This is a genomic window from Streptomyces sp. NPDC012827 (genome assembly GCF_042900905.1).
GTDB classification, from domain to species: Bacteria; Actinomycetota; Actinomycetes; order Streptomycetales; family Streptomycetaceae; genus Streptomyces; species Streptomyces gulbargensis.
Genome location: NZ_JBIBBY010000008.1, coordinates 261,231 through 283,380 on the forward strand (window position 1 = coordinate 261,231; position 22,150 = coordinate 283,380).

Consider the following 22,150-nt stretch of genomic DNA (forward strand, 5'->3'; position numbering starts at 1 on the left):
GCAGGGAGACGATGCAGGTGACGGAGCACGAAACGGCCCTCGACGTGACACGGGAGCTGAGCGACTTCCTGGAGCGCCGGCGCGAGCAGATCGCCCAGCGGTGGGCGGAGGCCGCCCTGTTCCGCGCGGTGTTCACCGTGTCACGCGACGAGGCGGTCGAGGCGTGCAAGGCCGTCGTGGACGCCCTGGCCGAAGTGGCCCGCAGCGGACGGCCGGAGGACCTCCGGGCCCCCGGTTTCGACTCCGTGAGGGAACAGCTCGGCCGCATGGCGGCCTCCCGGGCGAAGGCCGGGTACACCCCGTCGCAGATCGCGGGTGAGGTCGCCGGGCTGCGCGAGCCGGTCACCAGCCTGCTGCGCGCCGAGTACGACGACCCCGCCGACCCCCGGGCCCAAGCGGGTGAGGTCGCGCTGACGGTCCTGATCGGCACGCTCCGTCTGGTCGTCATGGAGACCACGGTCGACGCGGGCGAGGAGCTGATCGCCCGGCAGCGCCAGCAGCTCATGGAGGTGGCCACACCTGTCATCCGCCTGTGGGACGGTGTCGTCGCCGTGCCGCTGATCGGCACCCTCGACAGCGCACGCAGCCAGATCGTGATGGAGAGCCTGCTGGAAGCGATCGTGGACCAGCGGGCCCGCTACGCCATCCTCGACATCACCGGGGTGCCCACCGTCGACTCACTGGTGGCCCAGCACCTGATGAAAACCGTCGCCGCCGCCCGCCTCATGGGCGCCGAATGCATCGTCTCCGGAATTCGGCCCGCCATCGCCCAGACCATCGTGCAGCTCGGCATCGACCTCGGAACGATCATCACGCGCGCCGGCCTCTCCGACGCCCTGGCCTACGCACTCAGCCAGCAGGGCATCGTCGTCTCCCCCCGCCCGGCCATGGGAGGGAACGCGCGGTGACGGGGCCCTTCGCCACCCAGCCCGGACCGGTACCGGTCCTCGTCCTGGGCGACGTCCTGCTCGTCACCCTGCAGGGCGACCTGCACGACACGGCGGCGGAGCGGCTCCAGCACGACATCACCCAGCGCATCGCCTCCAGCCCCGCACCCGTGGGCGGCGTGGTCATCGACATCTCCGGCGTCGAGATCGTCGACTCCTTCCTCGGCCGCATCCTCGCCGAGATCGCCGCCAGCGCCCGCCTGCTCGCCACCCGCACGGTCCTCGCCGGAATGCGCCCCTCCGTCGCCATCACCCTGGTCGAACTCGGTCTCACCATGCCCGGCCTGGACACCGCCCTGGACGTCGAGAGAGCCCTGCTCCTCCTCGGCCACCCCTCCCCCGCGGCCCCGACCACCCACCCGGAAGAGGGCGCGTGATGCATGCCCCATTCATGCCGGCCACACGCCTGACCATCAGCTCCGACGCCGACCTCGCCTGGGTACGCCAACAGGTACGCCAGGCCGCCACCACCCTCGGATTCGGCCTCGTCCAGCAGACGAAACTGGTGACCGCGGTCAGCGAACTCGCCCGGAACACCCTCGTCCACGGAGGCGGCGGCCACATGGAGATGACACCCCTGACCGAAGGAAACAGAACCGGACTGCGTCTCTCCTTCGTGGACCAGGGCCCCGGCATCCGAGACCTCGAACTCGCCATGACCGACGGCTACACCACCGCGGGCGGCCTCGGAAAAGGCCTCAGCGGGTCCAAACGCCTCGTCGCCGAGTTCACCATCGACAGCCAGCCCGGCAAAGGCACCACCGTGACCATCACCGACTGGGTGTCCGGCCTGCCCACACCCCGCACAGGCACCCCATGAGCAGGGTCTGGGACATCCCCGTACAGGACTCCACCCGCGTCCGGGACGTCCGCGTCGCCGCCGAGGCCGCGTCCGCCCACGCCGGCCTGGACGCACACGCCACGGCGGTCGCGGCGCTGGTAGCCACCGAGCTCGCCACCAACCTGGTCAAACACGCGGGCGGCGGCCGCGTGATGATCGAGCCGGCCGGCCCGGCCCACCCCGTCCCCGATGCCGCGCCCTGCGTCCAGATCACCTCCCTGGACCACGGGCCCGGCATCGCCGACGTCGCCGCCGCGCTGCGGGACGGCTCCACCACCGCCCGGGCGTCCCTCGGCGCCGGTCTCGGCACCTGCCGGCGCGTGTCCCACGAGTTCGACCTGCACAGCGCGCCGGGACGCGGCACCGTCGCCGTGGCGCGCATCGGCCGGGAGCGGCCTTCCAGAACCGCCTCCCGCACGCCGGCCGGCTCCTTGCGGCAGGGCGTGCGCGCCGGTGGCGTCACCACTTCCCTCGCCCACGCCGAACACTCCGGGGACGCCTGCGTCGCGGTGCGCTCGGGATCGCACGTCACGCTCATGCTCGCGGACGGGCTCGGGCACGGCGCCAAGGCGGCCCTGGCGTCGACCGCCGCCGTCGAGACCCTGCGCCGGAGCGCGGACCTTCCGCCCGCCGAGATCCTGCGGCGGCTGCACACCGCGCTGCGCACCACGCGGGGCGCCGCCGTCGGCGTCGCCCGGCTCGAGGAGGACACCGGCCGGCTGTCGTTCGCGGGAGTCGGCAACATCGGGGCCAGGCTCCGTACCCCCGAGGGATGGCAGCACCTCGTCTCCCATCCCGGCATCGTGGGGGCCCACTTCCCCGCCACGGTCCCCGTACGCGAGGCGGACTGGGGGCCGGACCGGTTGCTGGTCCTGCACAGCGACGGCCTCCCCAGCCGCTGGGTGCCCCCGGACGATCCCCTGCTCGCCGCTCATGACCCGGCGGTGGTCGCCGCGGTCATCCTCCGCGACGCCGGCAGCGCCGCGCGTCCCGAGCGCGACGACACCTGCGTGGCCGTACTGGCCCCTGCCCCCTCGGATGGGAGTCCATGACCGCGACCACTCACGTCCGGAAGCTGGCGTCGCTCGCCGACGCGGCCCGGGCCCGCGCCGCCCTCGACCGGATCCTCACCGAGGGCGGTGCTCCGGCGTTGGAGCGGGCCCGTTTCCTCACCGCCCTGACGGCGCGGCTGCGCCACTGTCTCGACCACGGCGGCGTATGGGCCCTGCTGCTCCGGGTCCACCCGCCCGGCGGGCGGCGGGACGGCCGTCTGGAGGTGCTCCTGGAGCCGGTCGGCGCCCCCGCGACCGGCCCGGGGACGGCGCCCGCCCTCTCCTGCCCCCTGCCGCACCCGGCTGCCCCGGACGGCTCCCGCCCCGGTTCGCCGTTGTCCGAGGCTCTGCTGCGTGCCGACGAGACCACCGCGACCGTGCTGCGCCTCCTCGACGAGCGGGAGGATCTCGTACGGCTCCACGAGGAGGAGCTGCACAAGACCAACCAGGGCGTCCTGGCCCTCCACTCCGACCTGGAAGCGGCGGCGGTGGCCCAGCGCGAGCTGCTCGAAGCCGAACGGACCGCCCGCGCCGAGGCCGAACGCGCCCGCCGGCTGCTCACCTTCCTCGCCGACGCCAGCGCCGCCATCACCGCCTCCCTCAGCGCCACCGCCGTCCTGCGCCGCCTGGCCGACATGCTCGTACCGCAGTACGCCGCCCACCTCGACGTCTGGCTCTTCGACGAGGAGGGCGCGGACGAGGACGGCGGTGACGACAACGCGAACGAAGGGCACGGTGGGCGCCCCTACCGGGCGCGGGAGCACTCGCTGGCCGCGGTGGCCGCCGCCCGCACCGGCCGTCCCCAGCACGCCGCCGCCCACCCCGGCGGCCTGCCCGGCACGGACGACCTCCCACCCTCCCTCCTCTCCCCCGACCGGCCACTCCTCGCCATCCCCCTCACAGCCCACCGCCTCCTGGGCGTCATCACCCTCACCGCCCCCGGCCCCCGCTTCGACGCCGACACCGCGGTCATGCTGGTCGAACTCGCCCGACGCGTCGGAATCGCCCTGGACAACGCCCGCCGCTACGAGCAGTACCGCGACACCGCCGAAGCCCTGCAACGCGCCCAGCTCACCGACCTCCCCGACCCACCCGGCCTGCTCCTGGCCGCCCGATACCTGCCCGCCACCCGCGGCCTGAACATCGGCGGCGACTGGTACGACGCCTTCCTCCAGCCCGACGGCGGCCTCCTGGCCGTCATAGGAGACGTCACCGGCCACGGGCTGCACGCCGCCGTCGTCATGGGCCAGCTCCGCACGGCGCTGCGCGCCTACGCGGTCGAGAACAAGAGCCCCGGCGAGATCCTCAGCCACCTGCACCGCATGCTCTGCCACCTGCAGCCCGAGCTGTACGCCACGGCGATGATCGCCCGGTTCCAGCCGGGCGAACCGGAGGTGGTCTGGGCGTCCGCAGGCCACCTGCCCGCCGTGGTACGCGCCGCCGACGGCTCCGTACGCGTCCTGGACGCCAAGCCCGGCGTGATGCTGGGCATCCCCGTGCCCTTCACCTACCAGGACCACCGGGCCGAGCTGGGCCCGGGCTCCTCCCTGGTCCTCTACACCGACGGTCTGGTCGAACGCCGCGCCGACGGCATCGACCCCGGCATCGAACGCCTCGCCCGCTCCATGGCCGCCTTCGACACCACCGAACTGGAACAGGACCTCAACGCCGCGGCCGACCACGTACTCAAACAACTCCTGCACGACTCCGAACGGGACGACGACGTCTGCCTGCTGATGTGCCACATGGTGACGCCGCCGGGGGCGGCCGGGGAGCCGGGGGCGGCCGGAAGGTGACCGGACCGCGGTCAGAACCGGTGGCCGCCCGTGTGCCGGGCGTCGGCCTCCTGGGCGGCGAGGAGGGCGCGCATGCCCCGGCTCAGGGCCTCCCGGTCGTCCGGTTTCATCGTGGCAAGGACCTCGGCGAGCGCCCGTGACCGGTGGGCCGCCACCTCGTCCAGGACCTGCCGGCCGTGCAGCGTGAGGTTCAGCTGGACCTCACGGCGCTTGTGCGGGTGGAGCACCCGCTCCAGCAGCCCCGCCGCCGCCAGCCGGTCGCACAGCCGGCTGGCCGTCGGCAGCCCTATCTCCATGCCCTCCGCGAGCGTGGTGAGGTTGAGCCCCGGCTCGGACCGCAGAATCCGCAGCGCCCGCAGCTGGTGCGGCGACAGCCGCAGGCTCGCCTCCTGACTGGCCGCCGCCCAGAGGTGCGCGAGACCGTCCACCGCGTCGGAGATCTCCCGTGCGAGGGACGACGGATCTCCGTCCGTTCCCTTCGACCGATCGTCTCCGGAGCCACTGAGACGAGTCACGAACCCATCGCTTTCAGCATTCGCCTGCCCATATGGATAACACCCTCATTCAAACGCGTTACCCGATGAGTCGCCGAGCAAGCACCGCCGGTCGAGCCATCGTGGGAAACCGGGTGGGACAGGGAGACGGATCAGGGGCGGGAGGGGCGCGAGGGACCGGCCGGGCCCCCCTCCGCGACGGCGCGCGAGCCGGAGGACGGGGCCGGCGTCCGCCGCCCGGGTGGCGATGTCGAGAGCCCTCTCGGCGAAGACTTCGCGGCGCTGGGTGCTTCGACGTCGACCGGCATGCCAGCAACCTAGCCCAGGGTGGGGCGCCCCCGGGCGCTTGTGGACGAACCGGCACGGGCGTGTGGGGGACGCGGCGGGGTCGTGAAGACACCGGGAGCGTGCCGAGCGGCGCGCGGTCGGGGGTCAGTCGGGGCGGATCAGTGAACGGCCGGTGAGCAGGACGACCTGGTCCCGGTCCGTGTAGGTCCGCGCCCGCCCCCTGTCCGGGTTGAGCTCGACCCCGTGGTGGGGTGCCTGTCCGATGTGCCGGGCGATGCGATGGCCGATGGCCAGGTGCCCCTGGTGCCGGACGGCGCCCACGACGGAGCCGAAGGTGACCGGCCGGTCCAGCGGCACGTAGTGCGCGGCGGGGTGCAGGGCGATCTGGAAGCCGGTGGGCGCGAACAGTTCGTCGAAGATCCTGTCGAGGTGGGGGTTCTGGGAGATCTGGGAGAGGCGCAGGCTCAGGAAGTTGCCGCTCACGATGAGATCGTCGGGTTTGCCGGCCTGTGCCAGGACCCGGTTGCGGTCGTCGGCCATCTCGGTCACCAGGGTGAAGGGGTGCGTGGTGCGCTCCGCCAGATCCCGGAGGTTGAGCAGGGTGGCGAGGGTCCCGGCGTCCGCCTCCTGCGGGTCGCGGTCGCCGGGGCAGAGGACGATGACGTGGTCGTACCCGTCCACGGACAGGTCCTCCAGGACGTGCCGCCGGGTGATGTCCGCCCGTCGGACCGTCAGTTCGAGTCCGTTGCCGCGCCCCGCCTCGATCACGGTCGGCGTGTCGGTGACGACGTCGACGCGCGAGCCGGCCGGAAGGTGGGCACCCAGCTGCTCGACGATGGCCCCGAGGCGCCGGTTGGAGCCGAGGACGAGGACACCGCGGCCCGGGCTCCGCGACGTCACCGCGGGGGGCGGGGGCACGGGCGTGAACTCCTCCGTGGCGGGGTCGGCCAGGGCGATGGTGCTGATGTCCTCGCTGATGACGACGATCCGGTCCGAGGCCTCGACGCGGGTGTCGCCGCGCGGGTTCATCAGGATGTGGCCGTCCTGCCGCATCAGTCCGATGACGGTGGAGGCCCGGAAGGCGAGCAGAGCGTCGTCGAAGCGCCGCCCGGCCAGTTCCGGCTGGTGGGTCAGGTAGATCTCCTGGCCGGCGAAGTCCAGCAGCTCGCTGTAGACGCGGGAGAGTCCCGACTGCAGGCTGCTCTGCACCAGCAGGCGGGCGATGAACCCCTGCGTGCTGACGACACGGCAGCGCGGTCCGCCCGCCAGGCGGGCCGCGGCGAGGTTCTGCTCGTCCGCGACCCCGGCGACGAGGAGCGGGCCGGTGCCCTCGTCCCCGGGCGTTCCGGCGACGGCGAGCAGGGACTTGATGACGCCGAAGTCCGGGGCGTCGTCCTCGGCCGCCAGGACGATCACCGACCTGGCCCGCCCGGGGCTGACGATGCCGACGTCCTGGGGATCGGCGGGGTTGCCGGTGCGGCAGACGATACGGGTGCCGGCCGTGTCGCCGACCCGTTCACGGATCTCGGTCTCCATCTCGGACCGGTCCTTCTCCGCGAGGACCGCGATGCAGGCCTGGCGGCGGCTGCGGTTGGCCTCGACCAGTTCCGCCACGATCACATGGACCTGGGAGGACCAGCCGAGGATGACGGTGTGGCCGGTTTCCACCACGGGGGTCCTTCCGGCCCGCAGCCGTGCGAGCTGGTTCTGCAACCCGGCGCTGATCACCGGGATCAGCGTGCTCATCAGCATGATGCCGCCGAAGGCCATGAGCACCGCGACCACGAGGAAGAGGACCGATCCCCGGTCCTTGACCAGGATGGTGGGGCTCAGCACTCTGAGGAACCCCGCCCACATCGAGGAGCGCGCGTTGTCCGGCCGGATGCCGTCGGGGGCGAACGCCAGCAGGAGCAGACCGTTGAGGGCCGCGAGCAGGCAGCAGAGGACGGCGAGGACGCCGATCAGGGCGGGGGCGCCCCGGCCCATGACGTTGTCGACCCGATAGCGGAACTTCTGCAGCACAAGAACTCCTGCCTCGCGGGGCTCCGCCGGTGATCAGCGTCGGAGCCATCATGCGAGTTCTCACCGCGACGGCCTACGAGGCCCGGCCGACAGGACCTCCGCGTCACGCGTCCGCCCCACGGCGGCGGTGGCGGCGGGCACCACGTACAGGTGAATCGCCGGCGCGGGCGGGCGTGTCCCGCGCGTACCGCCGGCGGCTTCCCGAAGGGTGCCCCCTGTGAATATCGAGCTCAAGAGGCGCGCCCTGGTCACCGCCGCCGGCACCGGCGCGCTCGCCCTCACCCTGCCTTCCGCTCCCCAGGCCGCGGCCGCGCCCGCGACCGTGGCGGGCAGCGTCCCGCCGGTGCCGGGCGGCGCGCCCCGGGACGTCTGCGAACGGGTGGCCAGGGCCATTCTGGTGCTGGACGAGCACGGTGAGGCCCTCGTCCCGCGGTACGCCAGGATCCTGCTGGAGACGGGCCTGCCGCGCGGACACGGTGGCGGCAAGCGGGTCCTGGTCGTCGGGGCGGGGCCGGCGGGGCTCGTCGCGGCGGATCTCCTGCGGCGCGCCGGGCACGAGGTCACGGTGATCGAGGCCAACGGCAACCGGGTCGGCGGCCGGATCAAGACCTTCCGCACCGGGGGCCACGAGAACGCCGCGCAGCCGTTCGCCGATCCCCGGCAGTACGCGGAGGCCGGAGCGATGCGCATCCCCGCCAGCCACCCGCTGGTCATCGGGCTGATCGACGCCCTCGGTCTGGAGCGGCGCAGGTTCCACCTCACCGATGTCGACCCCTCGGGCAGGCCGGCGAACCGGACGTGGATCCAGGCCAACGGGGTCCGGGTCCGGCGCGCGGAGTACGAGCGCCGGCCGCGTGTCCTGAACAGGCACTTCGGAGTACCGGAGAAGTATCTGGACACGACGGCCGCGGAGATCTACCGGGCCGCCCTGGCGCCCGCCCGGGCCCTCATCGACGGAAAGCAGGGCAGGGACCTCGTCGAGGGCTGGGCCACCGTCCTCCAGCGGTACGGCCACTGGTCCATGTTCCGGTACCTCACCGAGGAGGCGGGACTCGACGAGCGCACGATCGACCTCGTCGGCACGGTGCAGAACGTCACGTCACGGCTGCACCTGTCGTTCCTGCACAGTTTCCTGTCCTCCGCGCTGATCAGCCCCGACACCGCCTTCTACGAGCTGCCCGACGGCACCGCGACCCTGGCGGACGCGCTCTACGCGCGCGTGAAGGACCTGGTCCGCCTCGACCGCCGGGCCGTCCGTGTCGAGCACGGTCCGCGGGGCGGTGTCACCGTGCACACGGTGTCCGAGGGCCGTGGCGGAAGGGTCGTGCGGGAAGCCTTCACCGGTGACGAGGCCGTCATCACCGTCCCGTTCTCCGGACTCCGCCACGTCACCTTCACCCCGCAGCTCTCCTACGGCAAGCGGCGGGCCGTCACGGAGCTCCACTACGACGCGGCGACCAAGGTACTGCTGGAGTTCTCGCGCCGCTGGTGGGAGTTCGACGAGGACGACTGGCGGCGCGAGCTGGACGCGATCCGCCCCGGCCTCTACGAGCGGTACCGGCGCGGCGGCGCCCCGGCCGACGGCTCACTCCTCGGGGCGCATCCCTCGGTGCCGCGCGGTCACATCTCCGACGCCCAGCGCGTGCACTACGCCGCCCACCGCTCGACCCTGCGGGACCAGCCCGAGGCCGCGATGGTGATCGGCGGCGGCTCGACCACCGACAATCCCAACCGGTTCATGTTCGAACCGTCCCACCCCGTACCGGGCAGTGAGGGCGGCGTCCTGCTCGCCTCGTACAGCTGGGCGGACGACGCCCTGAAATGGGACGCCTTCGACGACGAGGAGCGGTACCCCCGGGCGCTCGGAGGAGTCCAGGACGTGTACGGGCAGCGCGTCGAGGTCTTCTACACCGGGGTGGGCCGCACCCAGTCCTGGATGCGCGACCCCTACGCGTACGGTGAGGCGTCCGTCCTGTTCCCCGGCCAGCACACGGAACTCTTCCCGCACGTGCCGGTCGCGGAGGGCCCGCTGCACTTCGCGGGCTGTCACACCTCGGTCAAGCCGGCGTGGATCGAAGGGGCGCTGGAATCCGCCGTCCGCACCGCTCTCGAGGTGCACACCGGGAAGGTGACGGCGGGCCGCGCCTGACCGGCGGCCGGGGCCCGGGGCTGTGGCGGCTCTCCGCGACAGCCCCGGGCCCGCGACCACCGGCCGGCACGACAGGATCCGGACGGGTGAGCGGGTGGCTCAGAGCCGGGGGCCCAGCTGTCCGCATGCCCGGACGAACGAGACGAGCTCGTCCACCTTGTCCGACCTGGCGTCCACGGCGCGATTGACGACCTTCACCAGGTGGTCGTACGCCTCGGTGTGGTCGTAACGTGCCGTGTCGGCGATCTTCAGGGCCCAGCGCCAGTACCCGCGGATGGTGTCCGCGAGCGGCATCCGGAACTCGGCGATCACCTCGCGGATCGGCTCCACCACCGCGTCCCCGTGACGTTGCAGATAGCGCCCGACCATGTCCGCGAAGAACGAGAAGTGCCGGGCCTCGTCCCTGCTGAGCCGGACCAGGATGTCCTTCAGGAGCGGATCGCCGACGACCTGGCGCAGATGCTGGTAGTAGATCTGGGTGGCCTTCTCCTGCACCAGGGGGTAGACGAAGAACTGGACCGCCTGCGTGTAGGGCAGGTCGAAGTGCTTCCGTCCCTCGTCGGCCAGCGAGTCCCACAGTTCCCGCTGTTCGGCGAGGCCGGTGGCCAGCTGGTAGCGGGCCAGTACCCGTGCGTGGGTGTCCTCCTCCTGCGCCCAGCGGACGGTGAAGTGGTACAGCTCCCGGTTGTGGACGTACGTCTCGCGATCGACGCTGTCGTCCACCGGGAAGTTCTGCTCGTACAGCGCGAAGTAGCCGGGCAGATGGTCCTCGATGATGGTGACGAACTGCACCGCCGACCGCTCGCCCTCGGTCAGCCGGCCCGCGTCGGCCCGGGACCAGTCGAAGCTGAAGTCGGTGTCCCAGCGCTTCGCCGGGGGCGAGGTGCGCAGGAAGGCGCCGACCGCCGCGTCCACGTCCGTGGCGGGCAGCAACGGCCCGCCGGCCTGGCCGCGCCTCCCCCGGGTGGGTATGGCGTCGATCTCGGTCAACATGCCCTCCATCAGCGCGATTTGGCGAGGGTCAGCGAGTAGTGCTTGGTGGTGTAGCCCCACCCCGCGTTGGCCGTCCTGAGATAACGGGTCAGCTGCTCGGACAGGCCGGGCTCGATCTCGTCCAGGCGTGCCGCGTTGCGCTCCACGTTGGCGAGCCAGTCCTCGATCGTGCGCCGGTAGCCCTCGGTCAGGTCGTCCACGGCGACGACCGAGAACCCGGCGTCCTCCGCGCCGCGCACGAGGTCGGAGAGCGGACGCATGTCGCCCCAGCCGAAGATCGAGTCCCGCACGAACACGGAGTTCTCGCGCTCGGCGAACTCGGCCCGCTTGGCGTTGTTGCGGTAGCAGCTCTCGGAGACGTACATGCGGCCGCCCCGCTTGAGGGCCGCCCAGGCCTTGCGGTAGACGGCGTCGAGGTCGGGCATGTGGACGATGGACCCGAGCATGGTGATCGCGTCGTAGGAGCGCGGTTCGAGCTCCAGGTCCTCGATCTGTCCTACGCGGGTCTCCACCTGCCCGGCCAGGCCCCTCGCGGCGGCCTGCTCGGCGATGTAGGCGTGCTGGTTGGGGGCGGGGCTGATGCCCGTCGTGGTCGCGCCGTACTCGGCCGCCATGAACAGGATCAGTGAACCCCAGCCGCAGCCGATGTCGAGCAGCCGGCCGCCCTCCCGGATGCCGAGCCGGCCGGCGACGTAGTGCAGCTTGTTCTGCTGGGCCTGGTCGAGGGTGTCCTCGTCCGTGCGGTAGATCCCCGCGCTGTACTTGCGGGTCCGGTCGAGGTACAGCTCGAAGACCCGGGGGTCCTGGTCGTAGTGCTGGTTGGTCTTCGGCGCGGCCGGTTCGATGTGGTCGACGGTCATGGGGTCAGCCCCGCTCGGCGAGGAGCGCGGCGACGGCGTCGGCCACGTCGTCGATCGTCTTGAAGCCGAAGACCTGGTCGTCCTCCAGCTCGATGTCGTACGTGCGCTCGATCCGCGCGACGGACCGCAGCACCTTGACCGAGTCGGCGCCCTCGACGGAGGTGAGGTCGCGGTCGGGGGTCAACACGGCCGCGGGGCGGCCGAACTCCGTGGCGACCAGGTCGGTCACGGTGCGGATGATCTCGTCCTTGGTGGGGGTCTGGGACATGTTCGCTCTCTCTCCTCGTGCGGTGTCTGTGCGGGAAGGGCCGTGCCGGGCGGCCGGCCGGTGCGCCGGTCAGTCGGTACGCAGCGCGGACAGCGCCTCGTCCACGAGCCGGACCTCGTCGTCGGACATCGCCATCCGGGCCTTGGCCTGCTCCGGAGTCACCGGCTGGTAGGAGCCCGTGACGAAGACGACGGCCTGTCCGGCGGCGTCGGTGATCTGGGCGTGGGCGGTGTACGGGCCCGTGTCGCCCGCCACCGCTTCGGTGCTCGCCGTGCAGTGGTAGGTGGCGCCGATCGCGAGGGGTTCGACGTAGCGGGTGCGCATGCTGGTGGTGAAGACCGAGACGCCCAGGCGGAGGACCAGCAGATTGCCCATGATCTCGTCGCAGACCGTGGCGGACATCCCGCCGTGCACCACGCCCGGGTAGGACTCGAAGGCCCGGTCGAAGGCGAGGGTGCACGCGAGGCCGCCGTCCGGGGTGTGCCGGAACCGGAGGCCCAGCCCCCGCTCGTTGGCCGGCGAGCAGCCGAAGCACTGGTAGTCCGGCAGGACCCGCCAGGGCAGCTCGGCCGGAACGCCGTCCCGCGCGTCGGCTTCCGTGGTGAGCCCGGTCACGCGGCGATCACCTCGGCCAGCGCGCGGCGGACCTTGCCGTTGGTGGACAGGTCCATGTCCACGATGCTGCCGAACACCTTGCGGATCTTCCCCTGGAGCTCCAGCAGTTCGTCGGCGTCGGCGATGCTCTCCAGGAACAGCTCGAAGGCGGTGTCGATGGTCTCGTGGTCCTCCAGCTCGGTCAGCTCGCTCTTGAAGATGCCGACGGGGTGCTTGATGCGCTTGTCCGAGGTGTAGACGTAGAGCGTCTCGAGGACCGATGCCGTCTCCTCGGGGTGCCGAAGGAGCCGTTCCTTGCAGTAGTGGATGAACTCCCGGGCGTGCCCGGCCTCGTCCCGGCTGGCGTTCAGGAGCAGGGTGTGGAGGACCGGTTCGTCCACCGCGCCCGCCACCCTGCGGTAGATGTGATTGACGGTCAGCTCGGAGATGATGTTGGTGGCCAGGGTCGCGGACGGCGTGATGCCCGGGTCGTACGGGGCCCGCATGGCGGCCACCGCCGTGTCGTCCACCTTCTCGCCTATGGCGTCGAGCCAGGCCTTGAACATGTAGTGGTGCTGGACCTCCTGGTTGCCCCACACCACGGCGAAGGTCGAGAAGTCGTAGTCGTCGACGAACTCGTTGAGGAAGCCGTGCACGGCGGCGATGACGTTCGACTCGCCCATCACGGCGCTCTTGGCGATCGTCACGTACTCGGGCTTGACCTTGCCCTTGTCGACGGCGGAGAAGTCGATGTCCGTCAGCTTCCAGTGGTTGCGCTCGTACTGGGTGAAGACGTCGTAACTGTGCATCAGTTCATCCCTTGGTCGTGGCGGTGGCTGCGGCGGTCGGCGTTCTTCAGCGGCCGTCGGCGAAGTCGTTCCTGGCGGCGAGGCGTTGGAGCTTTCCGCTGGTGGTACGGGGCAGGGTGTCCGGGGCCACGAGCACGACGCGCAGGTCGTCCAGGCCCAGTGCCCGGCGCACCAGCGTGCGCAGGCGGTCGGACAGGGCGGGGTGCTCCGCCTCGGGGCGGGCGGTCTCGGCGACGAGGACCATCGTCTCCCGACCGCCGCCCCGCCCCTCGGTGTGGTCGCGCTCCTGGTGGACGAAGGCCACACAGCGGCGGCGGTGCACGGCCTCGTCGGTCCGTACGGCGCTCTCCACGTCGTCCGGGTAGTAGTTGTCGCCGCGCAGGATGAGCATCTCCTTGCCGCGCCCGGTGATGTGCAGTTCACCGTCGGCGAGATACCCGAGGTCCCCGGTGCGCAGCCAGCCGTCGGCGGTGAACGGCTGGTCCAGGGTGCCGGCGTCGTCGACGTACCCTGATGTGACGGACGGCCCGCGCAGCTGGACCTCGCCGACCGACCGGTCGCCGAGCGCGCCGCCGCCACCGTCCGGATCGGCGATCCTCAGGTCCATCCCGAGCACCGGCCGGCCGACGGCGACCACACCGCGCGCACCCGGTGCCGTCCGCTCGACCGGTACGGCGGCGCCCCGCTCGGCGAGCGCGGCGCGGTCCACCCAGTCGAAGCGCGGACCGCGCCCGAGCGGCGGGAAGGTCACCGCGAGCGTCGCCTCCGCCAGTCCGTACACCGTCAGCATCGCGCGCGGATCGAAGCCGGCCGGGGCGAAGTGTCCGAAGAAGGTCTCGAGCGAGTCCACGGCGATCGGTTCCGCGCCGTTGAACGCCACCCGCCAGCGGGACAGGTCGTACGAGGCCGCCTCGTCGGCCGGCACGGCCTCCACCAGGTAGTCGTAGGCGAAATTGGGCATCGGGCTGATGGTGTAGCCGCCGTCGGCGAACTGCCGCAGCCAGCGCGCCGGGTCCTTGACGAAGGCCGAGGGCCGCCAGATGGTGCAGGGCACGCCGGTCAGGATGCCGGTGAGCGTGCCGAAGAGGCCCATGTCGTGGAAGAGCGGCAGCCAGCTGGAGTTCTTGTCGGCGGGCGTGAGCCTGATGCCGTCGCGGATCGCGCGCAGGGTCGCGAGGACGTTGGCGTGGGTCAGGCGGACACCCTTGGGGTGCGAGGTGCTGCCCGAGGTGTACTGGAGGACGATCTCGTTCGTGGCGGGCACGTCCGTGCCGCTCACCTCGTCCGCCTCGTCCCGTTCCCCGTGGGCCAGGATGCCGGCCGCCCCGAGCACCCGGCGGCCCGGGAGCGCCTCCTCGATGAAGGGCAGCATCGCGGCCAGGCGGGTCGAGACCACCACGTCCTTGATCCCTGCGTCGTCGAGCACGCCGACGAGCCGGCCGGCGCCCTCCTTCGCGTGCATGGGCAGCGGGCAGGCGCAGGCGCCGAGGCGGCTGAGCGCGAAGAGGATCAGCAGGAAGTCCGGCTCGTTGGTGGACAGCACGCCGACCCGGTCGCCGTCTCCTATGCCCAGGTCTCTCAGGTGCGCCGCGATCCGCCGGGACCGCGCGCCCAGGCCGGTCAGGCTGAGCTCCACCTTGTCGGCCGGGAAGTCGACGGTGACGTCCCCGTGCCGGGCGGCGATCCGGTCCAGGGCGGTGTGCAGTGTCGGTTCGTCCATGGGTTCCCCCTCTCGTACGCGGCGTACGACGGCATGCGTCGCCCGGACGTCCATGCCTTCCGTACGGCGTCGGTGTCGAGGTCGCTGCGGTCGTCAGCGACCCGTGGTCATGTGGGTGGAGGCGCCGGGGCGCAGCTCCCAGCGGCCGTCGGGGCCGGTGTGGTGCGGCGCCCACCGGGTGAGGTGCACGACGGCGGGCACCTCCGCCGCGGTGACCGCCAGGTGGCGGTCGCCGAGGTTCACCACGCGCGTCCGCAGACCGGCCGGCCGGCCGCGCCAGGTGACCCCGGCCCATTCCCGGCCGGGGTGGCCGGTGAAGTGGATCGTGGAGAGTCCGGCGCGCAGTCCGTGCCCGAGCGCCTTGGCCGCGCTCTCCTTGGCCGCCCACAGGCGCCGTGCCCCGTCCGGTGCGGAGAGCAGCGCGCGGTCCGGCCCGCCGCAGAAGCGGCCGGCGACCTCGCGCAGCACGTCCTCGCCGGTGTCCTCCACGTCGATCCCGCACGGACCGGTGCCGAGCACCAGTGCGAGCAGCCCGCTGTCGTGGCTGACGTTGAAGCACGGCCACCGCGCAGGCGTCCCGGACAGGTGCGGGCGGCCGTCGGCGTCGGTGACGACGGGCACCCGGTGCGCCGGCCGGCCGGTGGCCCGGCTCAGGACGGCCCGGACGAGCAGCCGGGACGCCTGCGCCTGAACGCGTCTGCGGCCCGGGGTGTACCGGTCGCGCAGTGCCGCGCCCTCCGGTTCGGGCAGCGCGGGCGGGCCCTGTTCCGCCGCCGCGTACACGGCGGACAGGTCCGCGAGGTGAAGGTGGAGGAAGGGGGCTCGGTGCGGGCCGGCGTCGGTCGACGGTGCCATGAGGTCCCCGCCGGTGGCGCCGTGGACTATGCCGGTGCCCGGCCGCCGGCCCTGGCGGGCAGCGTGGCGAGTCCGCGGAACTGGAGGTTGTCGGCGCGCCAGCGGTACGGGCGGGTCTCGTCCAGTGCGAGGTCGGGCGCCCGGAGGGTCAGCTCCCGCAGCACGCAGGCGCCTTCCAGCCTGGCCAGGCCGGCCCCGATGCAGAAGTGCACGCCGGTGCCGAGCGCCACGTGCCCGGTCTCGGTGCGGGTGACGTCGATCCGGTCCGGGTCGCGGAAGTGCTCCGGGTCGCGGTTGGCCGCTCCCCTGACCAGGTAGACGAGCTGGCCTTCCCTGATGGGGGTGCCGTGCAGCTCGATGTCGCGGGTGACCAGGCGGTGGGTGAGCTGCACCGGACCATCCCAGCGGAGGATCTCCTCCACGGCGGCCGGGATGAGCTCCGGCCGGGCCTTGATCAGCTCCCACTGGTCGCGCTGGGTGAGGAGCCCGCGCAGTCCGTTGCCCATCATGTCGACGGACGTCTCGTACGTGGCCACCAACAGCAGCAGCAGGTTGGAGCAGAGCTCCTCGTCGCCCAGCCGCTCGCCGTCCTCCTCGGCCTGCACCAGCCGGGAGATCAGGTCGTCCTTGGGGGCCTTCCTGCGCTCGGCGATCACGGCGCCCAGGTAGTCCATCATCCGCTGCAGCGACTGGACCGCCGGGGCGTGCGTGCCGAGCAGGTCGGGGGCGCCACCGAGGAAGATCTTGATGGTGTCGCACCACTGGGTGATGAGCGAGCCGTCCTCCTCGGGCAGGTCGTAGAGGGCGAGGAGCACACCGGCCGGCACCGCGTAGCTCAGGTCGGGAATCAGGTCGAAGCCGTCCTCCTTCTCCAGCATGGCGTCGACGAGCCGGGTCACGATGCCCGCCACCCGTGGTTCGAGCAGCCGCACGTCGCGCGGGCTGAAGCCCTGGTTCATCAGCTTGCGGACCCGGGTGTGCTGGGGCGGGTCGAGCATCCACATCCACTGCGAGGCGAGCGAGACGAAGCGCCGCATCGCGGGGGTCGGGTTGGCTCCGCCGCGCGCGGCGAGCAGGTGGATGCGCCGGGACGAGAAGGTCTCGTGATCGCGCAGCGCCGCGTTCACGTCCTCGTAGCGGGTCAGCAGGAAGCCGTTGAGCTGGTCGTCCCAGTGCACCGGATCGTGCTCGCGCAGCAGCGCGTAGGTGGGGTAGGGGTCGGTGAAGACCTCCGGCGTGAGCAGCTTGAGGCCGGCGGCGGGATTCTCCTCACGCACGGGTCAACTCCCCCCGCCGGTGGAGTCGTTCAGCAGGTCGTCGGCCGTCGCGCGGGGCACTTCGGCGATGCCGGTGCCGGTCAGCACGGGAGTGCCGGCGTCGTTGACCACGCTGATCTCGCAGGTGATCAGCGCCCGGTCGGCGGGCACCTGTCCGGTCCCGGCGGGGGCTTGTCCGGCGTCGGCCCCGGTGGCGCGGAGGGTGGCCGTGACGGTGTCGCCCTCGTAGACCGGGGCGAGGAAGGTGAAGGAGAGATCCCGCATGTGCACGCCGGGATCGGCGAGCAGAGGGACCACGGAGAGGGTGAGTGCGCCCTGGGCCATCCGGCGGTCACCGTGTCCACCCATGTGGTGCGCGCCCAGGTCGCCGGTGAGGCGGGCGCAGACGTCGATGTCTTCGGTGCGTAACGTGCGCGTGTTGGTGCGGGTGGTGCTCACGGCAGAACCATCCGTTCTCTTGAAGCGCTTTACGTGTCAGCACTGAGGGTCACGCGCTGACGATGAGCCCCTTGCTGCGGCCGGTGATCACGACCTCGTCCCCGCACCGGATGCGGGCGTCGAAGGCGATCTTGGTCATCCCGGCGGTCGGTTCCAGGCGGGTGACCTCCAGCTCGGCGACGATCTCCTCGTTGCGCCCCAGCGGCCGGGTGGCCTGCCAGTCCATGCGCTGGGAGAGGTAGTCGAGGTCACCGCCGAGCTTGGTCAGCGGCGCGACGGTCAGTACGTACGGCAGGTGCTCGGGCAGCGTTTCGGTCGGCTCGCCCGCCAACTCGTAGTAGTCGCGCACTTCTTGGTCGGTGTACTGCTTGGTCCAAGTCAGAACGGTGCCGACGGAGATGTCTCCGTGGACGGCGTTCTTGATGGCGATGGACGACAACATCCCCTCCAGTACGGGAAACCGACGTGGCGAAAGATGGCCGGTCACTACCTACCAGTAGGTAGCGGCCTGCTCGAATCATGCCTCACCGGGCGGTCACGCGGAAAGGCGTTCGGTAATTGTGGCCTGCGTCACATTGGCCGGATCGCTGCCACGGCCCGGCGGCGCCGGGAGAGGGCCGCCAAGGGGGCGGGGACCGTTCCCGCACGGCACCACCCGGGTCTCAGGAATCCTCCAGCAGACCGCGCATGGTCTCGGCGGCGCGTACGGCGGCGTCGCCGCAGCAGTTGTTGAACAGGACGTGCAGCCGCTCGGTCCGGTCCGCCAGGAAGCGCAGACGCGGCAGCCAGGCGACGAGTTCCTCGCGGGTGTAGGTGTGACGGAAGCGGTCCTCCTTGCTGCCGGTCCCCCAGGCGGCGCTGCGGCCGTGGAAGCGGACGACGGCGAGCTCCGAGGACGTGACGGGGGTGTCGCCGGGCATGGAGGTGGGCAACCCTCGGGCCGTGTCCACGGCCACCGCGGTGGCGTCCAGGTCCCTCAGCAGGGCCGCGGTGTGCTCCCGCCGGTCCTCGCGCCACCAGTCGGGATGGCGGAACTCCACGGCCATCGGCCACCGGTGCGCGCGCTTCCTGGTGTCGTGCAGCACGGTCTCCGCCCGTGCGCCCGGGCGGAACCACGGCGGGAACTGGAACAGTACGGTGCCCAGCCGGCCGGACTCGCGAAGGGGCCGCAGGGCCGCGCCGAAACGGTGCCAGACCTCGTCGAGCAGCTCCGGATCCCCGAGGTCGTGGCCCCGCAGATCGGCGGGCAGGGCGGCCTTGCGCGTCGGGTGGCCGGTGAGGAGGGAGAACGCCTTGACGTCGAACCGGAAGCCCGGGGGTGTGCGTTCGCTCCAGAGCACACTGTTGCGCACGCTGGGGAGGGCGTAGTAACCCGCGTCGACCTCCACGACGGAGAAGCGTTCGGCGTAGTACCGCAGCCGCCCCTCCGGATCACGCCGCCCGGGCGGGTACCACCCACTGGACACCAGCGCCTTGTCCGTCCACGAACACGTCCCGATCAGTATCTCGCCCATGCCGGCCGTCCCTTCGTCACGGCCCGTGTACCCGGGTCGGCACGCGCCGCACGCCGCGGAGCCGATCTCCGCGGCTCGCCGTACGGCCCCGGGAAGCAGGTGGCGCCCCGGACGGCCGCGCCGGGGCTCCCCGGCGCGCGGAGCCGACGGGACCGGGTAACGTCTTCGTCATGTTCTTCCGGACGCCGATTCACGAGTGAGAGCGTGACGGGCCCCTCGTCGGCGTCCTTCGACGACGCCGCGCCCGTCCCCCACCCATGCGTCCGCAGAGCGCTTCACCTCACCACCGGGAGAACCCGTGACCGACAGCAAGAACATCAACAACCCCGTGGGCCAGGGCGGTGGCCAGCGCAAGAGGCTGTCCCGCGCCGAACGGCAGAACAACGGTCCGCACCGCAACCTCGACCGCCGGAACGCCGCCGACCGGAAGGCGGATCTGGCGCGCAAGATGCGCGAGAAGACCCACCCGGCCGAGGACGCCGACCGGGCGGGCGACGACACCGCACAGAGCTGACGCACCGCTGCCGGGGAGCGGCACCGCCCGGGGCAGGGGTCGACACCACAGGGGGTCAGGCCCGTCGCGGACGGTTCCGGACCCTCAGCCACCGGGCGGGCAGCGACAGCCAGCGACAGCTCCGTCGCCGTGACCGTGGCCGGCGTCACCGTGCCGGGGCGTCGGCCTGATCACCGGAGCAGGGATCGGGCCGTTCCGGTCGCCCGTCCCGCGTCAGTTCGGCGTTGAACCGCGCGCCCGCCAGCAGCACGACGTGGGAGAGCCACAGCCAGACCAGGAAGGCCACCACGCCCTCCAGGGAACCGTAGAGACGGTTGTACGTCGCGATGTGCGAGGCGTAGAAGGCGAAGCCCGCCGACGCCAGCAGCCAGAGCAGCACCGCCAGCGTTCCGCCGGGCAGCGTCTGCCGCGCGCCCCGGGTCTCCGGCGGCCCGGACCGGAAGAGCAGCAGGACCAGGGCGACGACCACCGTGAACAGCAACGGCCATCTCAGGCCCGCCCACATGAGGGCGGCCTGGTGGTCCGTTCCCGTGCCCCGGCCGATGGCCCGGGCGACCCGCTCGGCGGCCGTGAGCGTCAGCACCCCGCTGACCAGCAGTGCGAGCACGGTCGACGTCCTGAGCACGAGGGCGGGGAAGGTCCGCCACGCCGGGCGGCAGTCGGTGACCCCGTGCATGGCGTGCAGCGCGCGCCGGAAGACGGCCAGGTAGCTCGAGGCGGACCACAGCGCTGCGGCGGCGGTGACCACGAGCAGCAGCCGGCGTCCCGACGACCCCTCCTGCGGATTGCCCAGCGCCTGGGCGAGGACCGGCCGGGCCGCCTCCGGTACGAAGGCGGCCAGTCGCACGACGACCTCCTGGGGCGTGTCGCTGCCGAGCAGGGTGATGGAGAAGATCATCACCAGCAGGGCCGGGAAGACGGCCAGCACCGCGTAGTACGTCAGCGCCGCCGCCCAGTCGGTGAGGTCCTCCTTCCAGACGGCGACCGGTGTACGGGCCAGGGCCCTGGCGTACGCCCCGTACGCGCGCCGATCGCGGGCCGGGCCCCTCGCGGGTACACCGATCGTCATGACACCACCGCTCCCTTCGGCGCCTGCCGTCACCCCCGGCGCCACCGTCCCGGCCGGGCCGTCGGCGAGTCGGCCGCCCGGTGCCCCGCCGGGCGGCGTCGTGCGTGCCGGGGGCCTCGGCGGTGTCACCGCGCGTGCCTGCCCTTGGCCGGCTTCGGCTTCTCCTGCCGCGCCTTGCCCTTCCCGTGGGCCGGCCCGGCGGCTTCCGGAACGGCCGCACGCTCACGCTGCCGTTCCGGGATGCCGGAAGCCGACGGTGCCCCGGTGTCGACCGCCGCGCGTTCGGAGCCGGCGGTGCGTCGGTCCCCGGCGTACGAGGGGGACCGCGGTGCTGACGCGGAGACGGCTGCGGCCCCGGCGGGCGAGGCGGTCGGGGAGGACGGGGTGGAGGAGGCGGAAGCGCTCGACCGGCTCGCGGTCGGGGAGGCCGGCTCGGACGCGGCGGGGCGGGGCGGGGCGGGCGCGGCCTTCTCCGCCCCGGCGGACGGTCCGCCCACCGAACCGGCCAGTCCGACGCCCAGGACGGTCAGGGCCGCGCCGGCGGTCAGCAGGTTCCGGGCGACCCGGTGCGCGGCGGGCCGCCCGGCGGAGGAGCGTGCGGGCACCGGCCCGCCGAGGGAGGGGGCGGCGGCCTCCACGCCGGCGCCCCCCACCGCCGCTCCCGCCCCGTTCGTCCTGAGCGTGTCGGGATTCCGCTCACCGCCGCCGTGCTCGCCGCGCGTGGGCGGAGCCGCGAGCACGGAGGGTTTTGCGGGGGCGTCGGCCGCTTCCCCGAGATCCTCCGGTGTCAGGGCGGCCAGGGCGCGCTCAACGGCCCGGGCGTCCGGCCGGCGGCTCTCGTCCGCGTCGGTCATGGCTGCCAGCAGTTCGGCGACCGCCGCCGGTATGTCCGGCGGAACGAGCGGGGGCCGGTGCAACCGGGCGATCGCGGCCTCCAGCGGCGCCCCGCCGTACTCCAGTTCGCCCTTGATCGACTCGATGAGGACCAGGCCCAGGCTGTAGATGTCCGCCGCCGGCCCGGCGCCCCGGCCCAGCACCTGCTCCGGGGCCATGTACGCGGCGGTGCCCACCAGGGCGCCCGTCACTGTCTGGGCCGTGGTGCCGAGCAGCCGGGAGATGCCGAAGTCCGTCAGGCGGGGAGCGCCCTCCTCGTCCAGCAGGATGTTGGCGGGCTTGACGTCGCGGTGGACGACTCCGGCCTCGTGCACATGGGCCAGCGCCGAGGCCAGCGCGGCGCCGATCCGGCACGCCTCGGCGGGCGCCAGCGGGGACGTGGCGATCCGCCGGCGCAGCGTCGTTCCCCTGACCAGCTCCATCACCAGGTAGGGCGTTCCGTCGTCGCGGCCGCAGTCGTACACGGTGATCAGTCCGGGGTGCTGCAGCTGGGCCAGCAGCCGGCCCTCGCCGTCGAACCGCTCCTCCGTGTCGGTGGTGCCGTCCGGGCGGAAGACCTTCACGGCGACCGGCCGCCGCAGGCGCAGGTCCAGGCCCTCGTACACATCGGCGGCGCCGCCGCGACCCAGCAGGTCGTCGAGCCGGTAGCGGCCGGCCACCGCGTGGGCGGTGAGCCGGAGGTCCGGTCGGATCGGCCACGAGCGGACTTTCATCACTGCGCTCCCTGCGTCCCGTTGTCACCTGCCGTCGTCGGCC

General features: G+C 72.5%; 22 protein-coding genes. 7 read left to right on the forward strand and 15 right to left on the reverse strand.

Features of this window, described 5'->3' with window-relative positions:
- The first annotated feature begins 11 nt into the window (after nucleotides 1-11).
- From ACFY60_RS19780 to ACFY60_RS19800, 5 genes are read left to right on the forward strand one after another with little or no spacing between them, the layout of a single operon-like run.
- Nucleotides 12-908: an STAS domain-containing protein gene (locus tag ACFY60_RS19780; protein WP_388612043.1), complete on the forward strand. Its 897-nt coding sequence runs from the start codon at nucleotides 12-14 to the stop codon at nucleotides 906-908.
- Nucleotides 905-1,324, forward strand: a complete 420-nt coding sequence (locus ACFY60_RS19785) for an STAS domain-containing protein (RefSeq protein ID WP_388612044.1) — start codon at nucleotides 905-907, stop codon at nucleotides 1,322-1,324. The genes ACFY60_RS19780 and ACFY60_RS19785 overlap by 4 nt, the downstream gene beginning before the upstream one ends.
- Entirely contained in the window at nucleotides 1,324-1,767 is a 444-nt protein-coding gene (locus ACFY60_RS19790; RefSeq protein ID WP_388612131.1) for an anti-sigma regulatory factor, read from the forward strand. Before ACFY60_RS19785 ends, ACFY60_RS19790 begins: the two co-directional genes overlap by 1 nt.
- On the forward strand, nucleotides 1,764-2,840 hold the full coding sequence (locus tag ACFY60_RS19795; RefSeq protein WP_388612045.1) for a SpoIIE family protein phosphatase: 1,077 nt from the start codon (nucleotides 1,764-1,766) through the stop codon (nucleotides 2,838-2,840). Before ACFY60_RS19790 ends, ACFY60_RS19795 begins: the two co-directional genes overlap by 4 nt.
- The gene (locus ACFY60_RS19800) at nucleotides 2,837-4,636 is read left to right on the forward strand and encodes a PP2C family protein-serine/threonine phosphatase (RefSeq protein ID WP_388612046.1); all 1,800 of its coding nucleotides are present in this window, start codon (nucleotides 2,837-2,839) and stop codon (nucleotides 4,634-4,636) included. The genes ACFY60_RS19795 and ACFY60_RS19800 overlap by 4 nt, the downstream gene beginning before the upstream one ends.
- An 11-nt stretch (nucleotides 4,637-4,647) precedes the next feature.
- Here ACFY60_RS19800 and ACFY60_RS19805 read toward each other — a convergent pair whose 3' ends face one another.
- Nucleotides 4,648-5,151 carry a MarR family winged helix-turn-helix transcriptional regulator gene (locus tag ACFY60_RS19805; protein WP_388612047.1) on the reverse strand — a complete coding sequence of 168 codons (504 nt, stop codon included), beginning with the start codon at nucleotides 5,149-5,151 and terminating at the stop codon, nucleotides 4,648-4,650.
- A gap of 411 nt (nucleotides 5,152-5,562) precedes the next feature.
- A complete protein-coding gene (locus tag ACFY60_RS19810; protein ID WP_388612048.1) occupies nucleotides 5,563-7,440 on the reverse strand; it encodes a hypothetical protein in 1,878 nt (625 codons plus the stop codon).
- Between the two features lie 217 nt (nucleotides 7,441-7,657).
- Here ACFY60_RS19810 and ACFY60_RS19815 point away from each other — a divergent pair, with 217 nt between their 5' ends.
- Nucleotides 7,658-9,589, forward strand: coding sequence for an FAD-dependent oxidoreductase (locus ACFY60_RS19815; RefSeq protein ID WP_388612049.1), 1,932 nt, complete (start codon nucleotides 7,658-7,660; stop codon nucleotides 9,587-9,589).
- Between the two features lie 99 nt (nucleotides 9,590-9,688).
- Here ACFY60_RS19815 and ACFY60_RS19820 read toward each other — a convergent pair whose 3' ends face one another.
- From ACFY60_RS19820 to ACFY60_RS19870, 11 genes are all read right to left on the reverse strand, one after another.
- Nucleotides 9,689-10,582: an acyl-ACP desaturase gene (locus tag ACFY60_RS19820; RefSeq protein WP_388612050.1), complete on the reverse strand. Its 894-nt coding sequence runs from the start codon at nucleotides 10,580-10,582 to the stop codon at nucleotides 9,689-9,691.
- An 8-nt stretch (nucleotides 10,583-10,590) separates the two neighbouring features.
- The gene (locus ACFY60_RS19825) at nucleotides 10,591-11,442 is read right to left on the reverse strand and encodes an SAM-dependent methyltransferase (protein WP_388612051.1); all 852 of its coding nucleotides are present in this window, start codon (nucleotides 11,440-11,442) and stop codon (nucleotides 10,591-10,593) included.
- A gap of 4 nt (nucleotides 11,443-11,446) precedes the next feature.
- On the reverse strand, nucleotides 11,447-11,710 hold the full coding sequence (locus ACFY60_RS19830; protein ID WP_388612052.1) for an acyl carrier protein: 264 nt from the start codon (nucleotides 11,708-11,710) through the stop codon (nucleotides 11,447-11,449).
- Nucleotides 11,711-11,779: 69 nt separating this feature from the next.
- Nucleotides 11,780-12,325 carry a PaaI family thioesterase gene (locus ACFY60_RS19835; RefSeq protein ID WP_388612053.1) on the reverse strand — a complete coding sequence of 182 codons (546 nt, stop codon included), beginning with the start codon at nucleotides 12,323-12,325 and terminating at the stop codon, nucleotides 11,780-11,782.
- Nucleotides 12,322-13,113 (reverse strand): ferritin-like domain-containing protein, encoded by a 792-nt coding sequence (locus tag ACFY60_RS19840; RefSeq protein WP_309051929.1) that lies wholly within the window; start codon nucleotides 13,111-13,113, stop codon nucleotides 12,322-12,324. Before ACFY60_RS19840 ends, ACFY60_RS19835 begins: the two co-directional genes overlap by 4 nt.
- A 46-nt stretch (nucleotides 13,114-13,159) precedes the next feature.
- On the reverse strand, nucleotides 13,160-14,833 hold the full coding sequence (locus ACFY60_RS19845; RefSeq protein WP_388612054.1) for an AMP-binding protein: 1,674 nt from the start codon (nucleotides 14,831-14,833) through the stop codon (nucleotides 13,160-13,162).
- Between the two features lie 93 nt (nucleotides 14,834-14,926).
- Nucleotides 14,927-15,688, reverse strand: coding sequence for a 4'-phosphopantetheinyl transferase family protein (locus ACFY60_RS19850; RefSeq protein WP_388612055.1), 762 nt, complete (start codon nucleotides 15,686-15,688; stop codon nucleotides 14,927-14,929).
- A gap of 26 nt (nucleotides 15,689-15,714) precedes the next feature.
- Nucleotides 15,715-16,965 (reverse strand): cytochrome P450, encoded by a 1,251-nt coding sequence (locus ACFY60_RS19855; RefSeq protein WP_388612056.1) that lies wholly within the window; start codon nucleotides 16,963-16,965, stop codon nucleotides 15,715-15,717.
- Between the two features lie 3 nt (nucleotides 16,966-16,968).
- A complete protein-coding gene (locus ACFY60_RS19860) occupies nucleotides 16,969-17,403 on the reverse strand; it encodes a MaoC family dehydratase (protein ID WP_388612057.1) in 435 nt (144 codons plus the stop codon).
- Between the two features lie 49 nt (nucleotides 17,404-17,452).
- Nucleotides 17,453-17,845 carry a hypothetical protein gene (locus tag ACFY60_RS19865; protein WP_388612058.1) on the reverse strand — a complete coding sequence of 131 codons (393 nt, stop codon included), beginning with the start codon at nucleotides 17,843-17,845 and terminating at the stop codon, nucleotides 17,453-17,455.
- A 220-nt stretch (nucleotides 17,846-18,065) separates the two neighbouring features.
- Nucleotides 18,066-18,917, reverse strand: coding sequence for a DUF72 domain-containing protein (locus ACFY60_RS19870; RefSeq protein WP_388612059.1), 852 nt, complete (start codon nucleotides 18,915-18,917; stop codon nucleotides 18,066-18,068).
- Nucleotides 18,918-19,215: 298 nt separating this feature from the next.
- Between ACFY60_RS19870 and ACFY60_RS19875 the strand changes: the two genes are divergently transcribed.
- The gene (locus ACFY60_RS19875) at nucleotides 19,216-19,431 is read left to right on the forward strand and encodes a DUF6243 family protein (protein WP_388612060.1); all 216 of its coding nucleotides are present in this window, start codon (nucleotides 19,216-19,218) and stop codon (nucleotides 19,429-19,431) included.
- 145 nt (nucleotides 19,432-19,576) lie between these two features.
- Here the strand turns inward: ACFY60_RS19875 and ACFY60_RS19880 are convergent, their stop codons facing one another.
- Together ACFY60_RS19880 and ACFY60_RS19885 are read right to left on the reverse strand one after the other, a co-directional pair.
- Nucleotides 19,577-20,500 carry a YihY/virulence factor BrkB family protein gene (locus ACFY60_RS19880; RefSeq protein ID WP_388612061.1) on the reverse strand — a complete coding sequence of 308 codons (924 nt, stop codon included), beginning with the start codon at nucleotides 20,498-20,500 and terminating at the stop codon, nucleotides 19,577-19,579.
- A gap of 125 nt (nucleotides 20,501-20,625) precedes the next feature.
- Nucleotides 20,626-22,107: a serine/threonine-protein kinase gene (locus tag ACFY60_RS19885; RefSeq protein WP_388612062.1), complete on the reverse strand. Its 1,482-nt coding sequence runs from the start codon at nucleotides 22,105-22,107 to the stop codon at nucleotides 20,626-20,628.
- Nucleotides 22,108-22,150: the final 43 nt, after the last annotated feature.